The sequence below is a fragment of the Phaeobacter sp. SYSU ZJ3003 genome, from assembly GCF_041300735.1.
Classification (GTDB): domain Bacteria; phylum Pseudomonadota; class Alphaproteobacteria; order Rhodobacterales; family Rhodobacteraceae; genus Phycobacter; species Phycobacter gallaeciensis_A.
In genome coordinates this window covers 55,993-73,459 of sequence record NZ_PXNU01000022.1, presented here as the reverse complement: position 1 = coordinate 73,459, position 17,467 = coordinate 55,993, and the positions used below count along the sequence as shown (strand labels likewise).

Sequence of the window (17,467 nt, the reverse complement as noted above, 5' to 3'; positions counted from 1 at the left end):
AAGTATCTCCTCAAGCTCGGTCCGACGGGTTGCCGGGCATCAGATCATAGGGGTGTTTCCAGCCGGGCGTTTCGCTGAGACGGGTCAGCCAGGCGTCGATATGGGGCCATTCGGCGCGGTCAAAGCCGAAGGGTTCGGGATAATAAAGGTAGCCGCAGCAGGAAAGGTCAGCATTGGTGATCCCATCGCCAACGATCCAGTCACGTCCGTCCAGATGGGCGTTCAGCGTTGCATAGGCGGCCTTGAGCCGTCCCTGCATGAAGCCGATCACCTGGTCGGGGCGTTTGTCTTCGGGCAGGAAGTTCATCAGGAACCGGGTCATGCCCGCCTGGCTGGAGAGTTTGTGGTTATCCCACAGAACCCAGCGCAGCACCTCGTATTTGTCCTCCGGCGCGCCGCCGAATTTTCCCGTTTTGTCGGTGATATACTGCTGGATGGCGCCTGACTGGGTCAGGCGCATGTCGCCGTCTTCCAGCACCGGTGCTTCGCCCATCACGTTCATTTCCCGGAATTCCGGCGTGCGGTTCACCCCGGCAAAGAAATCAACAAAGACAGGCTCCCACTCAAGGCCCGACAGCTCAAGCGCCAAGGCGGCCTTATAGGCGTTACCGCTTTCTCCGAAACAGTGCAGTTTGATGGTCATCTTTCAAATCCTCCCAGGGAGTTCAGCAGATCAAAGGCTGCGCGAAATCAGTTCTTTCATGATTTCATTGGTGCCACCGTAGATGCGCTGCACCCGGGCGTCAGCCCACATTTCCGCGACGGCATATTCCTGCATGAAGCCATAACCGCCGTGCATCTGGACGCATTCATCCAGCACTTCGCCTTGCGTGTCGGTGGTCCAGTATTTCGCCATCGCCGCCTTTTCGACGGTCAGCTTGCCTTCCAGATGCTCGGCCATGCATTCATCCAGGAAGGCGCGCGCCACTTTGGTTTTGGTCAGGCATTCCACCAGTTTGAAACGGGTGTTCTGGAATTGGGTCAGCGGGCCGCCAAAGGCCTCGCGTTCCTTGCAATAGGCGATGGTGCGCTCGACCGCGCCTTCCATGGCGCCGACGGCGCCGCAGGCGATGATCAGACGTTCCTGCGGCAGTTGCTGCATCATCTGATAGAAGCCCTTGCCCTCTTCCTGGCCAAGGATGTTTTCCGGCGGGATTTCGACGTTGTCGAAGAACAGCTCGGAGGTATCGGCAGCATGCAGGCCCACCTTGTCGAGGTTGCGCCCACGCTGGAAGCCCTCGGCACCGTCGGTTTCAAGCGCCACCAGCGACACGCCCTTGGAGCCCTGCGCCGGATCGGTCTTGGCGGCAACAAGAATTAGGTTGGCGTGCTGACCATTGGTGATGAAGGTTTTCTGCCCGGACAGACGGTAGGCGTTGCCATCGCGGATCGCCTTGGTCTTGATCCGCTGCACGTCAGATCCGGTCGAGGGTTCGGTCATCGCCAGCGCGCCGACCAGTTCCCCCGAGACCATCTTGGGGAGCCAGCGTTTCTTCTGCTCTTCTGTGCCGTACTCAAGGATGTAATGCGCAACGATGCCGGAATGGATGCCATGGCCCCAGCTCGCCAGATTGGCGCGGCTGCCTTCGATCAGGATCGCGGCCTCGTGCCCGAAATCACCGCCCGCGCCGCCGTATTCCTCGGGGATCGAGGGGCAGAGAAGCCCCAATTCACCGGCCTGGTTCCACGTCTCGCGGTCCATCATCCCCTGTTTGCGCCATTTTTCGTATTTGGGCATCCATTCGTTGGTGATGAACTGCGCCGTCATGTCGGCCAGCATCTGATGCTCGTCTGTCATCCAGGCGGAACGGGTCTCGGTGCTCATGTCTCTCCCTTTCAGCACGCGTCGTTGCGGCGTGCCTATCGTTTTCTGTCCTCCAGCGCGCTGTTGAACAGACGCAGCCGGTGGGTCAGGTTTTCGCTGTCGGTGACGCTGTCGAAATTCTCAAAAAGGAATGACAGCGCCTCGCCTTCGTCCAACCCGGCCTCATGGGCAAAACGTTTCAGCCTGCGATAACCATCCTCGGTCATGGCAACCGGAAAGCGGCGGGTCAGGCGGAACCGTTTGGGCATGGTTCGGTGGTCCTTTTGGTCTGGGCACCGGGCCGGAAGGGAAGGCAAAGCAGGGCGTCCCGGTTGGAACGCCCCGGCAAAGGATCAGAAGCTTGCCGCGTCCAGCGCCATCACCGTATCCGCACCGCTCTGGATGCGCACAAGGTGCAGCTGCGTGGCGGGCAGGCGCCGTGCCATGTAGTAACGGCCGGTGGTCAGCTTTGTCTCGTAGAACGCCGCGTCAGAGGTTCCGGCCTCCAGCGCCTCATGCGCCGCCTTTGCCATCTGCGCCCACATCAGGCCAAGGCAGACATGACCGAACATGTGCATGAAGTCATAAGAGCCAGAGAGCGCGTTGTTGGGGTTCTTCATGCCGTTCTGCATGAAATACATGCCCGCGGCCTGAAGATCCTTGGAGGCGGCCTTCAGGGGCTCAATGAAGTCCTTGGCGTAATCCTCGGAGATACCAGCGTTTTCCTTGCAGAAATTTTTCACCAGCTCAAAGAAGGCCATGACGTGCTTGCCACCGTCCTGCGCCAGCTTGCGGCCCACCAGATCCAGCGCCTGAACGCCGTTTGCCCCTTCGTAGATCTGCGCGATACGGGCGTCGCGGGTGTACTGGCTCATCCCGTGTTCTTCGATATAGCCGTGGCCGCCATAGACCTGCTGGGCCTTCACGGTCATGTCGTAGCCTTCGTCGGTCAGGAAGCCCTTGATCACCGGGGTCAAGAGCGAGACCAGACCGTCGGCGTCCTTGTCACCGTCGCGGTGCGCCTTGTCGATCATGGTTGCGCCCCACAGAAGGAAGGCACGGCCCCCTTCGACAAAGCTTTTCTGATCCATCAGGCTGCGGCGGATGTCCGGGTGTACGATCAGCGGATCGGCCGGGCCATCGGGGTTCTTGACGCCGGTCACGTCACGGCCCTGGAGGCGGTCCTTGGCGTATTCAACAGCGTTCTGGTAGGCAGCCTCGGCCTGGGCAACGCCCTGCATGCCGACACCCAGACGGGCTTCGTTCATCATGGTGAACATGGCGCGCATGCCCTTGTGCTCGGTGCCAAGGAGGTAGCCGGTCGCCTCGTCATAGTTCATCACACAGGTCGAGTTGCCGTGGATGCCCATCTTCTTTTCGATGTTGCCCACCGAGACGCCATTGCGTTCGCCGACCGAGCCGTCTTCGTTGACGATGAATTTCGGGACGATGAACAGGCTGACGCCCTTGATACCCTCGGGGCCGCCGGGGATCTTGGCCAGAACCAAATGGATCACGTTATCGGACATGTCGTGATCGCCAGCCGAGATAAAGATCTTCTGGCCTGACACCTTGTAGGTGCCATCTGCCTGCGGTTCTGCCTTGGTGCGCATCAGACCCAGATCGGTGCCGCAATGCGGTTCGGTCAGGTTCATGGTGCCGGTCCATTCGCAGGACACCATCTTGGGCAGGTAGGTGTCTTTCTGCGCGTCGGTCCCATGCGCCAGGATCGCCGAGGCGGCGCCATGGGTGAGGCCCTGATACATCACAAATGCCTGGTTGGCCGAGGAGAACAGCTCACCCACCGCGGTGCCCAGCACATAAGGCATGTTCTGGCCGCCGTATTGTTCCGGCATATCCAGACCGGTCCAGCCGCCTTCCTTGACCTGCTCAAAGGCGTCCTTGAAGCCGGTTGGGGTGTAGACAATCCCGTTTTCCAGGCGGCAGCCTTCGGTATCACCCACCACGTTCAGCGGGTGCAGAACCTCGGAGCTGATCTTACCAGCCTCTTCCAGAATGGCGCCGGTGAAATCGCGTTCCAACTCGCTATATCCCGGCGTGGCGGCCTCGGAGACTTTCAAGACATCGTGCAGGATGAACTGGGTGTCCTTGGTGGGAGCATTGTAAACGGGCATCGCGGTCCTCGTTGAATTTCTTCAGTGTTTGTCTGGCGTGACCTCCCGAAGGGCGGAAGGCCGGGGCGGGGCAACCGGTTATTCGGCAGCCTCCTGTTCGGATTTCATCGAGGCGATGACACTTTCGCCCCATTTCAGCTGCTGTTGCAGATCTTCGATCGCTTCGTTCAACTCGTCCCGCTGGCGTTCCATATCGGCGAGCCGTTCGCAGGCAACATCATAGGTGCGCGACAGCTGCGTCAGCTGCTGGTCCCCGATGTGATAAAGGTCCAGAAGCTGGCGGATTTCCTCAAGGCTGAAGCCAAACCGTTTTCCGCGCAGGATCAGTTTCAGGCGTGCGCCGTCCCGTTTGGTGAACAGGCGTTTCTGGCCGTCGCGGATCGGGAACAACAGTTCCTTGGCTTCGTAAAACCGCAGGGTGCGCGGAGTCACGTCGAACTCATCGCACATCTGACGGATGGATTTTGTCTCTTCGGTCATCGTCGTCACTCTTGACTGCTGGGTGCAGCCTAAAATTGAACAGCTGAGGCGTGTTTTACAACATCTTCTTGACGTTTACGTAAGCTGTACGCTGCGTCACATGCGTGGGTGACGTGGAGAGAGCCATTTGTGACGCGGCGTCGGACCGCGGGACGCCCGAAAAATCCGACGAAATGCGGATCCGGGGCAGGGGTAAAGGCGGGATTCAGGTCGGTTTTGAGGGATTCGATGCGGCGGCGCAGCGAATCCTGTTCCGCGCGTAGGACATGCAGAGCGGACAGCCCAACGGCGCTCCACAGTTATGCATGTGAAGCCGGTGGTCCCAGAGCCGCCGAAACGGGTATTTGAGTTTTACTTTGCCAGCGCCAAGGTGGTGACGCGCAGGGCGCTCAGCTCTTCCATGGCCTCATCCAGCTGTTCGCGCTGCTTTTGCAGCTCGATCATCTGCCGGTCCGCCATCTCCACAAAAGCCTGCATTTGTGCCTGATCGCCTTCGTTTTCGCGGATCAGCAGCCATTGCCTGATCTCTTCAAGCTGAAAGCCGAACCGGCGTCCGCGCAGGATCAGCTTCATCCGCGCCTTTTCGCGCGGGCCGTAGAACCGCGACCGCCCTTCGCGATCGGGCTGCAGCAGCTCGATGTACTCGTAATAGCGCAATGTACGCGGTGTCACGTCGAACGCAGCGCACATTTCCTTGAATGACAATCTGGCTTCGGTCATCCACTTTCTCCCCTTGGCCGCGAACCTATGCAACTGCGGCAAACAGTGCAAGCACCCGCAGCAGGCAACTTCATCCGACGTCACGGAGCGCTGTGATCACGGGGTTGCGCTTTGGGGCGGGCAGGGCCAAGGTTGCGCATACAAAGACCAAACAGATCAAAGGGAACGCCCCTATGGCGGATAAGACCCAGCTGGCGCGCCAGTTCATCGAAGCCATCCCCCACGCCCGTGAATTGGGCATGGTGCTGACCGAAATCGGCGATGGCATGGCCGAGATCACCATGGCTTATGATGAAAAACTGATCGGTGATCCAGAAACGGGCGTTATTCATGGCGGCGCGGTTTCGGCCGTGATGGACACCTGCTGCGGTGCGGCAGTGATGAGCCATCCCTCGGCGCCCGGCGGCACCGCAACCATTGATCTGCGTATCGATTACATGCGGGCAGCGACCCCGGGGCAGACCATTGTCACTCGGGCCACCTGCCATCACATCACCCGCAACGTCGCCTTTGTCCGCGCGGTTGCGATGGATGACGACAGCGACCGCCCCGTGGCTACGGCTTCGGGTGCCTTCACAGTGGAGAAAGGGTTTTGAACCGTTCCCGACCCGAACCCGTTCAGGTGGTCAAGCAGCGCCGCGATGCGGCCCTTGCCGCCCTTGTCGAGGCCGTGCCTTATATCCGTTTTCTGGGGATTACCTTTGACCGGCGCGGGGATGAGCTGACGGCGATCCTCAACTTCGATGAGAAGCTGATCGGCAATCCGTTCCTGCCTGCTATCCATGGCGGCGTCACGGCGGCTTTCCTTGAGGTCACCTCAGTGGTCACACTGAACTGGGCGCATTTGTGGCCGAAAATCGAATCCGGTGAGCTGGACCCGAATGAGCTGACGGCAGGCAAACTGCCGCGCCAGCCCAAGACGATCGATTTCACTGTTGATTACCTGCGATCTGGCCTGCCGCGTGATGCCTATGCGCGGGCCACGGTGAACCGGGCCGGGCGCCGCTATGCCTCGGTCCATGTCGAGGCCTGGCAGGATCACAAGGACCGGCTGTTCGCGCAGGCCACCGGCCATTTCCTGATCCCGCAGGATCCCGTGAAAAAGGATTGAACCGGGTGTCGCGATGACTGCCGCGTCCGAGGCGCCAATCACCCACAGTCGGGTTCTGAAGATCGCGGTGCCGATCGTGCTGTCCAACGTGACGGTGCCGATCCTTGGCGCGGTCGATACCGGCGTGGTGGGGCAGATGGGGCAGGCGGCCCCGATTGGCGCCGTGGGTATTGGTGCCGTCATCCTGGCCACCGTCTACTGGATCTTCGGGTTTCTGCGTATGGGCACCACCGGGCTTGCGGCGCAGGCGCGTGGCGCCGGGGATATGGCTGAAACCGGCGCTCTTTTGATGCGGGGACTGATCCTGGCCGCACTGGCCGGTGGTGTCTTTATCGTGTTTCAGACGCTTCTGTTCTGGGGTGCCTTTGCGCTGGCCCCGGCCAGCGCCGAGGTGGAGACGCTGGCGCGCGAGTATCTGACCATTCGGATCTGGGGGGCACCTGCCACAATTGCGCTCTATGCCGTGACGGGCTGGCTGATCGCGATGGAGCGGACGCGCGGCGTCTTCATCCTGCAGATCTGGATGAACGGGCTCAATATCCTGCTGGATCTGTGGTTCGTTCTGGGGCTTGACTGGGGCGTCGAGGGCGTCGCGGCGGCGACCCTGATCGCCGAATGGAGCGGCCTGGCGCTGGGGCTGTGGCTGTGCCGGGACGCCTTTGGCGGCAATCAGTGGCGCGACTGGGGGCGGGTATTCGACCCCGCAAGGCTGCGCCGCATGCTGCAGGTCAATGGCGACATCATGGTGCGCTCGGTTCTGCTGACCGGCTCCTTCACCACTTTCCTGTTCATTGGCGCGGATCTTGGCGATGTGCAACTGGCGGCCAATCAGGTGCTGTTGCAGTTTCTGGAGATCACCGCCTTTGCGCTTGATGGCTTTGCCTTCTCTGCCGAGGCCCTGGTGGGCGGCGCCGTGGGCGCAAATAGCCGCGACCGGATGCGCCGGGCGGCCTTGCTGGCGTCTTTCTGGGCGCTTGGCGGGGCGGTGGTCCTGTCGCTCGCCTTTGCGCTTGGCGGCGGTACGATCATCGATGTGATGACAACCTCGCCCGAGGTGCGCAGCACGGCGCGGCTGTTCCTCTTCTGGGCAGCGCTGGCGCCGGTGCTGAGCGTAGCCAGTTACATGCTCGATGGTGTCTTTATCGGCGCCACATGGACGCGGGATATGCGCGTTGCGATGATCCAGTCGGTGACGCTTTATGTGGTGTCGCTGCTGGTTCTGGTGCCGCTGTTTGGCAATCATGGCCTCTGGGGGGCATTGATGGTGCTGAACGTGGCGCGGGCCGCCACGCTTGCCCTTCGATATCCACGGTTGGAGGCCAGCGTCGCCGCCTAAAGCAGCGCCTCGATAGCCTCGGTCGGGCGGCCAATGACGGCCCGGTCACCCTTGATGGCGATAGGGCGTTCGATCAGGATCGGATGTTCCGCCATTGCGGCGAGCAGATCCGCCTCGGCGCTGTCCTTGCTGAGGCCCAGCTCCTTGAAAGTTTTCTCGCCCGTGCGCATCATGCCGATTGCAGGCAGGTCCAGCGCGGCTTGCACCGTCTTGATTTCCTCCAGGCTGGGCGCGTCTTTCAGATATTGCCGCACTTCGGCCTCTGCGCCGCGCTCCTCCAAGAGGGCGAGACCGGCGCGGGATTTTGAGCAGCGAGGATTGTGCCAATAGGTGATCACAGCCAGTCCTTTCTTGTGGTTCCAACAGCTTGCGCGACGTTGTCAAAGCCGTCGCGTGCCAAAAGGGCATCCAGCCCGCGTGCGATATCGCCCGCCAGCGACAGACCGCCAAAGACCATCGCCGTGTAGAACTGCACCGCCGAGGCCCCTGCACAGATCTTTGCATAGGCTTGTTCTGCGTTGCTGATCCCGCCAACCCCGATCAGCGGTACCCGGTCTTGCAACAGCTCTGAAAGCTGCGCCAGAACCCGGGTAGAGCGGTCAAACAGCGGCGCCCCGGACAGTCCGCCTGCTTCGTCACGATGGGCGCTTTTGAGGCCCTCGCGCGACAGGGTGGTGTTGGTGGCGATCACCGCGTCGATGCCGCTTTCCAGTGCCACGGCGGCGATATCCTCGATCCCGGCGCGGTCCAGATCGGGGGCGATCTTCAGGAACACGGGAACCCGGCGGGGCAGACCATCGCGGGTCTCGATTACCCCGGCCAGCAGCGCCGACAGCGCCGCCTTGCCCTGCAGGTCGCGCAGTTTTTCGGTATTGGGGGAGGAGACATTGACGGTGGCGAAATCCAGATGCGCGCCGCAATGGGCCAGGACCCGGGCGAAATCGGCAGCGCGGTCTTCGCTGTCCTTGTTGGCGCCAAGGTTCAGACCGATGACGGCATCGCGGGGACGCTGCGAAAGGCGCTTGCCGATCACCTCCATGCCTTCGTTGTTGAAGCCAAAGCGGTTGATGGCAGCGCCATCCTCGGTCAGGCGGAACAGGCGCGGTTTGGGGTTGCCGGGCTGCGGGCGGGGCGTTGCGGCGCCCACCTCGATGAACCCGAAACCGGCGCGTGACAGCGGCAACAGCGCCTCGGCGTTCTTGTCAAACCCTGCCGCCAGACCCACCGGGTTCGGTAGTTCGATCCCGGCAAGCGTTGTCTTCAGACGCGGCGAAGTCACCGGGCCGGGCGTCGGTGTGAACCCCGATGTCAGTGCCTTGATCGACAGCCCGTGTGCGGTTTCGGGATCGACGCGGTGCAGGGCGGCAAGGGCCAGCTTTTCTGTCAACTTCATCCGAAACTCGCTCCGCCTTTCGCAGGGTTGGTGCGGATCAGGCGCGAGGTCTCAACCGCGGCCTGACGGTGCACGACCGCCTTGCGGTAATCGGGGTCGGTGACCATCTCCAGAAAGGCATGAGCAGTGGGGTAGCGGGCGATGAACATCTCGTCCCAAACCTCATCCCCCGGACCGATGAGGGTCGCCTGCCAGTTGCCGCGCCAGACGATACCGGCGCCGAGGCGGGCGATGATCGGCGCGGTTTCGCGGCCGTAATTCCTGTAAGCCTCGGCTCCCGTCAGCCCGGATGTGGACAGCGCGTGATCCTCGGGGTAGGCGGCAGCGTCGTGGAACTTCACAAGGTTCAGCATCTCGATGGGCTGGTCGCGGTCCAGCCCCTTGAAGGCTTCGAACTGGGCGCGATCCGGGTCGATATAATGGCTCATGTCATCTCCTGCGGGAATTGGTGGCGGCCATCCTTCAGCGGCAGCGGTTTGGCCCAAAGCACCTCGTCCAGCTTCATTTCGCGATAAAGATGGGGGAACTCCGCGCCGCCGCGAGAGACTTCCCATTTCAGCGCATCGCCCAGAGCGTCAGCCTCCAGCGCGAGGAGAAACAGCCCCTCCGCGCCCGCGAAATGCTTGGCCGCGGTTTCGGCGGCCTGCGCGGCGGTAGAGAAGTGGATATAGCCATCGGAAAGGTCGATCGGCGCGCCACGGGTGGTGCCCGCAGCCTCAAATGCGGCCCATTCGTCCGCCCGGAAAATTTTGTAGATCAGCATGAAATCGTGATGCCCCGCGCCGCGTATGGAATCAAGCCTGTAATCCGGTGGTGCTGATGCCCACTGCCTGCGCAGGCTGACCCTAGGAAACCCGGTCTGGTTGTTTTTCCCCTTTGACTGGCGCGTTGTTTGGTCGCACCATTCCTCCAATCACAAAACAAGGGAGTCCTGATGATGATGACACGTTTCCTTTTGTCGGTTGCGGCACTGGGGCTGACGGCGGGCGTTGCGGCCGCCGATTACAAGCTGACCATTCTGCACACCAATGATTTCCACTCCCGGTTTGAACCGATCAGCAAATACGACAGCGGCTGCCGCGAGGGTGACAATGCCGAGGGGAAATGCTTTGGCGGTTCCGCTCGTCTGGTGAGCGCGATTGCCGATGCCCGCACCCGCAGCAACAATTCGATCCTGGTGGATGGTGGTGACCAATTCCAGGGCTCGCTGTTCTACACTTATTACAAGGGGAAAGCCGCGGCCGAGATGATGAACAAGATGGGCTATGACGGGATGACCGTCGGCAACCACGAGTTCGACGATGGCCCCGAGGTGCTGCGCGGCTTCATGGATTCCGTCGGGTTTCCGGTGCTGATGTCCAACGCCGATGTCAGCGCGGAACCGGCGCTGGCCGATGTGCTGAAGAAATCCACGGTGATCGAACGCGGCGGGGAAAAGATCGGCCTGATTGGTCTTACGCCCGAAGACACCCATGAGCTGGCCAGCCCCGGCAAGAATATCACCTTCTCCGATCCGGTGGCCGCCGTGCAGGCCGAGGTCGACCGTCTGACAGCGGAAGGCATCAACAAGATCATCGTGCTGAGCCATTCCGGCTATGGCGTCGATCAGCGCGTCGCGGCCGAGACCAGCGGCGTCGATGTGATCGTGGGCGGGCACAGCAACACTTATCTCTCCAATGTTTCGGATCGGGCGGTTGGGCCTTATCCGACGATGGTGAACGGTGTGGCCATCGTGCAAGCCTATGCCTATGGCAAATTTCTGGGCGAACTGAACGTGACCTTTGATGAGGCTGGGAACCTGGTCGAGGCGAAAGGTGAGCCGCTGATCATGGATGGCACCGTGGCTGAGGATGAAGCCACCGTCGCCCGTATCGCCGAGCTGGCGCAGCCGCTGGATGAGATCCGCAACAAGGTGGTAGCCGAGGCTGCGGCTGCGGTGGACGGGGATCGCCAGACCTGCCGCATTCAGGAATGCCAGATGGGTAATCTTGTTGCGGATGCGATGCTGGACCGGGTCAAGGATCAGGGCGTGCAGATCGCCATTGCCAACTCGGGCGGCATCCGCGCCAGCCTGGAGCCGGGCGAGGTGACGATGGGCGAGGTTCTGACCATCCTGCCGTTCCAGAATACGCTTTCGACCTTTGAAATCTCAGGTCAGGAACTGGTTGCTGCGCTTGAAAACGGTGTCAGCCAGGTGGAAGAGGTCAAAGGCCGCTTTCCGCAGGTAGCCGGGCTGACCTTCACCTGGGATCCTACGGTTGCCCCGAACGAAGGGCGCGTGCAGGAGGTGATGGTCGATATGGGCGACGGATTTACCCCGCTGGATCCGGCCAAGACCTATCTGGTTGTAACCAACAACTACGTGCGCAATGGCGGCGATGGCTACAAGGTCTTCTCAGGGGATGACAAGAACGCCTATGACTTTGGTCCCGATCTTGCGGATGTGCTGGCGGAATATTTGGCAGAGCAAGGGGCATATTCGCCCTATACCGATGGGCGCATCGTGCAGAAGTAATCGGGCTTGCGGGTAGTGGATTTGCGTGCGGTCTAAGGCTGCGCGCAAATCATACATTTGACGTGCCCCGCCTCTATGGGGGCGGTTCTGGAACGTTGAACTGCCCCTATGCGGCCTTCCGGGGGACCTGTTGCAAGAGCGACAGCAACTGAGGCTTTGACACCGGCTTCGCCAGAACCTCGTCCATGCCTGCCGCCAAATATTGTTCCAGTTGCTCAGGCATGGCGTTGGCGGTGACGGCGACGATAAAGCAGGGCGGCCGACGGGTGGCCTGTTCCATGGCGCGGATCTTCTGCGTCGCCTCTACGCCGTCCATACCGGGCATCTGAATATCCATCAGAACCACATCAAAGGCAGAAGCGCGCACCATGTCGAGCGCTTCGGCGCCGCTGCAGGCACTGTGAACCTCGCAGGAGGTATGGCAGAGGAACTTTTCGAGGATCAGCCGGTTGGTCTTGTTGTCATCGACTACCAGAACCTCCATCGCCGGAGCGTCTGACAAGGTGGCGACATCCGTGGTGGACTGAAGCGGTCCCGTGTCTATGTCAGGGCCTGGGACCAGCGGTAGTCTGATTTCAAAGGTTTCTCCTTTCCCGGCTTTATCGGCCAGTTCCAGGCTGCCGCCCATCAGGTGGCACAATTGACGGGAAATCGACAGCCCCAGACCGGTTCCACCGAACTTGCGTGTGTCGCCCGCATCCGCCTGCTGAAAAGGAAGAAAGATCGCCTGCCGGGCCCCGATGGGAACGCCGGCACCGGTATCACTGACCCGGACCAACAGCTCGCTGCCCTCAGCCGTGGGTTCCGCTGTGATGGTGACGCTGCCTGACTGGGTGAACTTGATGGCATTGGAGACCAGATTGTGGAGGACCTGGCGGAACCGGTGTCCGTCGCCGACGATCATCTGAGGCAGATCCTCATGAATGCTGGCGCTGAGCTGCAGGTGTTTTTCTTCGGCTCTAGCTGAAAACAGTGATCGCGCACCTTCGATTGCATCGCGGAGTGCGAAAGGCCGGGTTTCCAGAGCCATCCGTCCCGCTTCGATCTTTGACAGATCGAGAACATCGCCGATCGTCGTGAGCAGCACCTGACCGGAATCCTCGATAATGCGAAGATAGTCATGCTGTTCCCTGTCCAGCGCGGTTTCGCTCAGCACCGAGGCCATCCCCAGAATGCCATTCAACGGCGTACGGATTTCGTGGCTGACATTCGCCAGAAAATGCGATTTCGCGCGGTTGGCGGCTTCTGCTGTCGCCAGCGCCTCGCGCAGGGCCTCGGCGGACCGTTCTCTTTCGGTGATGTCGACAAGGGAAACGGACCAACCCAGGAGCGGGCTCTTGCTTTGCATCGGGCTTTCGATCGGCAGCGCGCGCAGATCAAAGATACGCCCGTTGAGCCGGATCGGTTCCGCGTTGGCCAGAACGCCACTGTTCAGGAAGGACTGCAGTGTCGTACCGATCTTGTCCAGATGATCCAGCGTGTCGCCATGGCGTGGAAGGGTTTCACCAAACAGCATTTTGGCGGCGGGATTGGCCCCTGCAAAGCGACCGTCTGCGTCCAGAATGATCACCGGATCATGGGTGGCATAGAACAACAGGCTCCGGCCCTGTGCGACGGTATCCATCATCGTGTTGTTCAGCAGCAGCCAGCTCAGCGCGATGAGGGTCACGGCAAACATGAAGGGGGTGGGATCATATCCGAAAACAGTGAAACCATTGAAGATATAGGCCAGATTGGCCGTGAGCGGCGCTGCGGTGATGAAAATCAGCACCGCGAGGAATGGCCGAATGATTTTCCTGGCCCGGATCAGAGCATAGGTCAGCAGCCCAAGGGCGGTGCTCACAAAAATATAAAGCCCAGCCGCAACCGCATAAAACAGGGGGCCATGGTCAAAAATGACGAATGTATTTTTGCCCTCGGTCACAAGCCGGGTGTCAGGACCATACAGCAACTGCGTCTGACTGTTGGTGGCAGCGATGAGGGCGACAAGGATTGGCAGAGCGACATAGAGCAACAACCGGATCGGTTGCCGCTTGCGGCTGGAATTCATCGTGTAGTCGAAGACAAAGAAGGACCAGGCGATCGGCAGCAAGGTGATGCCGGGCCAAGCAGCAAGGGACCAGGCAACCTTGCAGGCTTCTCCGGGCGAAGCGAGATCGGCGGCAACGGTAAACAGCCACCACAGCATCGCACTTAATGTCAGCAGAAAGGCGGGCTTACCCGCAAAGCGGGTGTTGCGTGCGACCCAGAACAAGATCATGGCGCAGATCGCCCAGAGCATGGCAGCGGTCGCAGCGGCCAGCGTAACATGCAGGTGTGTCAGGCAGGTCATGGCCTAACCGGAACACCCTGGGGGCAAGTTGTGCAGCGTAGAGGCGAGAGCATGAAAAGATATCTTCGATATTGATACGTATGGCGTCCGGTTTCGCACAAAGGGTGTCGATCATTGTTTCGTGAGGACAGAGTGACGGTATATCGCGAAGATATTGAAAACAAGGCGGAAAGCCTGTGTAGTAAATGGTGTGTTGCCGGGCTTGGGCTGGGCTGTCGATTGCCCATATCTTTGAGCTTTCTCAGCGGAGCAGGATTCGCTGTCGCCCCTCAGCAAGTGGGCGATGGCCCGTTTGGGGCCATTCCAGGTTAATTCCAGGGGCAATCTTGGCCGTGGCAACAGGGGCAAAGCGAGGCTTTGTGATCGTTTCTGCGGTCACAACTCCGGCTTGCAGGTGCTGTCAGGTAACCGGAGGTTCGTGATTGAGGTACCGCTAAGCTCCAGTCATACGTAGATTGTTTTCATTTTGAGACCTCAGCGGCTGTCACTTTTGATTGCGGCGTCTGTGGCATGGGTTTCCGGAAACAGGTCGCATCGCTCTCTTTGCATGTGTTAGGGATAATTGTCACAAAGCGCCTACTGCGGAAGCGCCGATCTGTCTGTAATTACACATGACAAACAACAGTAGCCGATCCACCTCTGTGGGGCGGGACCTTTGAACCGGCTATGCTGGATCAATACAATTGGAAGTAAAAACAGGAGCCAACATGGCGGTGAAGACAGCGGTAATCGGACTGGGGATCATGGGGCAGCGGATGCTTGAGCAACTGATCCTGCACAAAGACTACACTCCGGTAGCCCTTTGGGATCCGTCTGCGGACGCTTGCGCAGCCGCGCAGGCACTGGCGCCCGAGGCTGAGGTGACAGGTACGCCCGAGGCGGCGATCGCGGCGGCTGATCTGGTCTATCTTGCTTGCCCTCCGGTACCGCGCAAAGCCTATGCCCTGGCGGCGGCTGCGGCTGGCAAAGCGGTGTTTCTGGAAAAACCGCTTGGCGTTGATCTGGCGGAAAGCGAGGCGCTGGTGGCGGGGCTCAAGGCCAGCGGCGTACCAGCAGCGGTGAATTTCACTCAGGCCGCCGGTGCGGCTCTAACGGATATCTCCAGTGCTGCCCTTGCAGGGGAAATGGGCGATCTCGTAGGGGTGGATATGGTGGTGACCTATGCCGCCTGGCCGCGCGCCTGGCAGCAGGCGGCGGACTGGCTGCGGTTCCGCGCCGAGGGCGGCATGACGCGCGAGGTCCTGTCGCATTTCCTGTTCTTCACCCAGCGGATCTTTGGCCCGCTCACCGTGTCCTGGGCGCACCCCTCTTACCCTGGGGACCCGGCGCTGTGCGAAACGGCGTTGTTGGCCCGGCTGGAAAACGAGGAAGGATTGCCGGTGTCGATCCTGGCTTCGGTCGGCGGTGCGCAGCCGGATCGTCAGGAGTTCACCATCAAGGGCCGCAAGGCCAGCCACCGGGTTTCGAATTTCTCGGACCATGCCATCTCGGAAGGGGACGACTTCGTTCCGGTGCCCCAACCTCCGGCAGACCGCCGCACCGTCGCGCTGCAAGCGCAGTTGGACGATCTCCTCCTGTGCATGGCGTGCAAACCTCACCGGCTTGCCACCCCGCAAGAGGCGCTGGAGGTGCAGCGCCTGGTTGAGGAGATGTTGGGCGGAAAAGGCTGACAGGCGTTTGGACCTGCCGTTGTGGCAGGTCCATCCTCGATACCTTGCGAAGTGGCGGCGAGGTGAGCCGCCCTCACGTGGTACATGCGCCTCGGCCTACGAAACCCCAAGCACCAGTTCCGCCGCGCTTCCTACATTTGACTTGGCAAGAACAGCACAAGCGTAGGGAAGGCGAGCAGCAGGATCAGGCGCAGGATATCCATCAGCCAGAAAGGCGTCACGCCGCGAAAGATGGTAGCGGTCGAAACGTCACCAACCACCCCTTTGAGGATGAAGACGTTCAAGCCGACGGGAGGCGTGATCAGGCTGATCTCGATCACAACGACGACAACGATCCCGAACCAGACCGGATCGAACCCCAGCGATGTGATCAGGGGAAAGAAAATCGGCACGGTCAGGAGCAGCATCGACATGCTTTCGAAGATGCAGCCGAGGCCGAGGTAGATCAATATGATCAGGATCATCACGACCCAGGGCCCCAGATCAAGCGATGTGACCAGCGCTAGTAGCCCTTCGGGCAGACCGGCCAGATTGACGAAGTTGGAAAACACCCAGGCCCCTATAAGAACCGCAAAGAGCGAGGCCGTGGTCAGAGCCGTCTCCCCCAGGACCTCGCGAATGCTTCGCCAATTCAGGTTGCCCCGGGCCAGGGCGATCAGGAAAGCGCCCATTGCGCCCATGCCTGCGGCCTCGGTAGGGGAAAAGGCGAGATTCAGCGGCCAGAAGTTGAGCGCTCCGTAAAGGCCGCCGATGACCAGAAAAAACAGCAGCAGGACGGCCCAGACATGGCTGAGCGCCTGCAGGCGTTCGCCCCACGTGGCACGCGTCCCGGCAGGGCCTGCCTCTGGGTTGCGCATCACGGTCAGGCGCACGGCCGCGAGGTAGAACAGGACGCCAAGGAAGCCGGGAACGATGCCCGCGATGAACAGCTTGCCGATCGATGTTTCCGTGAGCAGCCCGTAGATCACCAGGATTACGGAAGGCGGAATGAGAATGCCCAGGGTGCCGCCCGCCGCGATGGAGGCACTGGAAAGACCGTCTGCATATCCGTATTTGCGCATTTCCGGCATGGCCACCTTGGCCATGGTTGCCGCCGTTGCCAGCGAGGATCCGCAGATGGCCGCAAACCCACCGCAGGCCACGATTGTGGCCATGGCCAGACCGCCACGGAAATGTCCAAGAAAGGCGTTCGAGACGCGGTAGAGCTCGCGACTGATCCCACCCTTGTTGACGAAAAGCCCCATCAGGATGAACAGGGGAATGACGCTGAGGCCGTAGTCCTGTGCGGTGTCGATGATCAAGCGCCCGACCATCGAAATCGCAGCGCGATAGCTGGTTTCGTAAATCAACCCGATCATGCCGACAAAACCCATGGCAAAGGCAATCGGGATGCGCAGCAGGACCAGAACGAAGACGGCGATAAAGCCAAGGAAGGATTCAAGCATTCTTGGCCTCCAGCATATGCGGCGCAATGAGGTGCAGCAGGCCGCGCCCGATCAATGCGACAGCGGTGATGTAGATCATCGCTGCGATGAAATAGGCGATATAAAAGGTGGGGATCGACAGATATTCTGTCACGTCGCCGTAGCTGCGCGAGCGTTCCGCCAGATCGACAACACGGCCCGCCGGATACCACAGCATCACAGCACAGATCAGGGCAACAGCCGCATCACGCCAGCGTTCAAGTCTCATCCTGCGGAACGGCCCGTCCAACAGATCAACGGCGATATGGCCGTTCTGGGCGCTCAGAACCGGCAAGGCGGCGAACACGATAAGCGCAATGCCGATACGGATCAGTTCGGTTGCCGCTTCGATCGGGGCATTGAAAACCGAACGCATCAGCACATCTGCAAAGGTCAGGCACATCAGCGCAAAAAGGGACAGGTTGGCCAGGAACATCGGCAGTTTTGAAAGGGCGGTCAGGAACCGGAGGGCGTATTGCATCGGGCCTCGCTTGAGCGCAGTAGGATA

Annotated in this window: 18 protein-coding genes; 5 read left to right on the top strand and 13 right to left on the bottom strand. The window is 60.6% G+C overall.

Annotated features, from left to right (window positions below; translation table 11 throughout):
* Positions 1–10 precede the first annotated feature (10 nt).
* From C6W91_RS09865 to C6W91_RS09840, 6 genes are all read right to left on the bottom strand, one after another.
* Complete coding sequence (locus tag C6W91_RS09865) at positions 11–643, bottom strand: glutathione S-transferase family protein (RefSeq protein WP_065273344.1); 633 nt, start codon at positions 641–643, stop codon at positions 11–13.
* 30 nt (positions 644–673) lie between these two features.
* Positions 674–1,825 carry an acyl-CoA dehydrogenase family protein gene (locus C6W91_RS09860; protein ID WP_274867584.1) on the bottom strand — a complete coding sequence of 384 codons (1,152 nt, stop codon included), beginning with the start codon at positions 1,823–1,825 and terminating at the stop codon, positions 674–676.
* A gap of 35 nt (positions 1,826–1,860) precedes the next feature.
* Positions 1,861–2,073, bottom strand: coding sequence for a hypothetical protein (locus C6W91_RS09855; protein ID WP_274827894.1), 213 nt, complete (start codon positions 2,071–2,073; stop codon positions 1,861–1,863).
* Positions 2,074–2,157: 84 nt separating this feature from the next.
* On the bottom strand, positions 2,158–3,939 hold the full coding sequence (locus tag C6W91_RS09850; RefSeq protein ID WP_274867583.1) for an acyl-CoA dehydrogenase C-terminal domain-containing protein: 1,782 nt from the start codon (positions 3,937–3,939) through the stop codon (positions 2,158–2,160).
* 78 nt (positions 3,940–4,017) lie between these two features.
* Positions 4,018–4,419, bottom strand: a complete 402-nt coding sequence (locus tag C6W91_RS09845; protein WP_065273348.1) for a MerR family DNA-binding transcriptional regulator — start codon at positions 4,417–4,419, stop codon at positions 4,018–4,020.
* A 351-nt stretch (positions 4,420–4,770) separates the two neighbouring features.
* Positions 4,771–5,139 (bottom strand): MerR family DNA-binding transcriptional regulator, encoded by a 369-nt coding sequence (locus tag C6W91_RS09840; RefSeq protein ID WP_065273349.1) that lies wholly within the window; start codon positions 5,137–5,139, stop codon positions 4,771–4,773.
* A gap of 173 nt (positions 5,140–5,312) precedes the next feature.
* Here C6W91_RS09840 and C6W91_RS09835 point away from each other — a divergent pair, with 173 nt between their 5' ends.
* From C6W91_RS09835 to C6W91_RS09825, 3 genes are read left to right on the top strand one after another with little or no spacing between them, the layout of a single operon-like run.
* Positions 5,313–5,735: a PaaI family thioesterase gene (locus tag C6W91_RS09835; RefSeq protein WP_065273823.1), complete on the top strand. Its 423-nt coding sequence runs from the start codon at positions 5,313–5,315 to the stop codon at positions 5,733–5,735.
* Complete coding sequence (locus C6W91_RS09830) at positions 5,732–6,250, top strand: PaaI family thioesterase (protein WP_065273350.1); 519 nt, start codon at positions 5,732–5,734, stop codon at positions 6,248–6,250. Before C6W91_RS09835 ends, C6W91_RS09830 begins: the two co-directional genes overlap by 4 nt.
* A gap of 13 nt (positions 6,251–6,263) precedes the next feature.
* Entirely contained in the window at positions 6,264–7,586 is a 1,323-nt protein-coding gene (locus C6W91_RS09825) for an MATE family efflux transporter (protein ID WP_274867582.1), read from the top strand.
* Here C6W91_RS09825 and arsC read toward each other — a convergent pair.
* Genes arsC through C6W91_RS09805 form a run of 4 tightly spaced genes read right to left on the bottom strand, consistent with a single transcriptional unit; the run spans position 7,583 to position 9,742 of the window.
* Positions 7,583–7,924, bottom strand: coding sequence for an arsenate reductase (glutaredoxin) (gene arsC / locus C6W91_RS09820; protein WP_274836875.1), 342 nt, complete (start codon positions 7,922–7,924; stop codon positions 7,583–7,585). The genes C6W91_RS09825 and arsC overlap by 4 nt on opposite strands.
* The gene (locus C6W91_RS09815) at positions 7,921–8,979 is read right to left on the bottom strand and encodes a quinone-dependent dihydroorotate dehydrogenase (RefSeq protein WP_370570778.1); all 1,059 of its coding nucleotides are present in this window, start codon (positions 8,977–8,979) and stop codon (positions 7,921–7,923) included. Before C6W91_RS09815 ends, arsC begins: the two co-directional genes overlap by 4 nt.
* A complete protein-coding gene (locus C6W91_RS09810; protein WP_274867580.1) occupies positions 8,976–9,407 on the bottom strand; it encodes a DUF1330 domain-containing protein in 432 nt (143 codons plus the stop codon). Before C6W91_RS09810 ends, C6W91_RS09815 begins: the two co-directional genes overlap by 4 nt.
* Positions 9,404–9,742 (bottom strand): DUF952 domain-containing protein, encoded by a 339-nt coding sequence (locus tag C6W91_RS09805; RefSeq protein WP_274832087.1) that lies wholly within the window; start codon positions 9,740–9,742, stop codon positions 9,404–9,406. The genes C6W91_RS09810 and C6W91_RS09805 overlap by 4 nt, the downstream gene beginning before the upstream one ends.
* Positions 9,743–9,916: 174 nt before the next feature.
* On the opposite strand from C6W91_RS09805, the gene C6W91_RS09800 reads away from it, so the two are divergent.
* Complete coding sequence (locus C6W91_RS09800) at positions 9,917–11,494, top strand: bifunctional UDP-sugar hydrolase/5'-nucleotidase (protein ID WP_274867640.1); 1,578 nt, start codon at positions 9,917–9,919, stop codon at positions 11,492–11,494.
* Positions 11,495–11,600: 106 nt separating this feature from the next.
* On the opposite strand, the gene C6W91_RS09795 is transcribed toward C6W91_RS09800, so the two are convergent.
* On the bottom strand, positions 11,601–13,826 hold the full coding sequence (locus tag C6W91_RS09795; protein WP_274867579.1) for a histidine kinase N-terminal 7TM domain-containing protein: 2,226 nt from the start codon (positions 13,824–13,826) through the stop codon (positions 11,601–11,603).
* 707 nt (positions 13,827–14,533) lie between these two features.
* On the opposite strand from C6W91_RS09795, the gene C6W91_RS09790 reads away from it, so the two are divergent.
* A complete protein-coding gene (locus C6W91_RS09790) occupies positions 14,534–15,496 on the top strand; it encodes a Gfo/Idh/MocA family protein (RefSeq protein ID WP_370570777.1) in 963 nt (320 codons plus the stop codon).
* 131 nt (positions 15,497–15,627) lie between these two features.
* Here the strand turns inward: C6W91_RS09790 and C6W91_RS09785 are convergent, their stop codons facing one another.
* Complete coding sequence (locus C6W91_RS09785) at positions 15,628–16,941, bottom strand: TRAP transporter large permease (protein WP_065273357.1); 1,314 nt, start codon at positions 16,939–16,941, stop codon at positions 15,628–15,630.
* Positions 16,934–17,440, bottom strand: a complete 507-nt coding sequence (locus C6W91_RS09780) for a TRAP transporter small permease (RefSeq protein WP_274867577.1) — start codon at positions 17,438–17,440, stop codon at positions 16,934–16,936. The genes C6W91_RS09785 and C6W91_RS09780 overlap by 8 nt, the downstream gene beginning before the upstream one ends.
* Positions 17,441–17,467 lie beyond the last annotated feature (27 nt).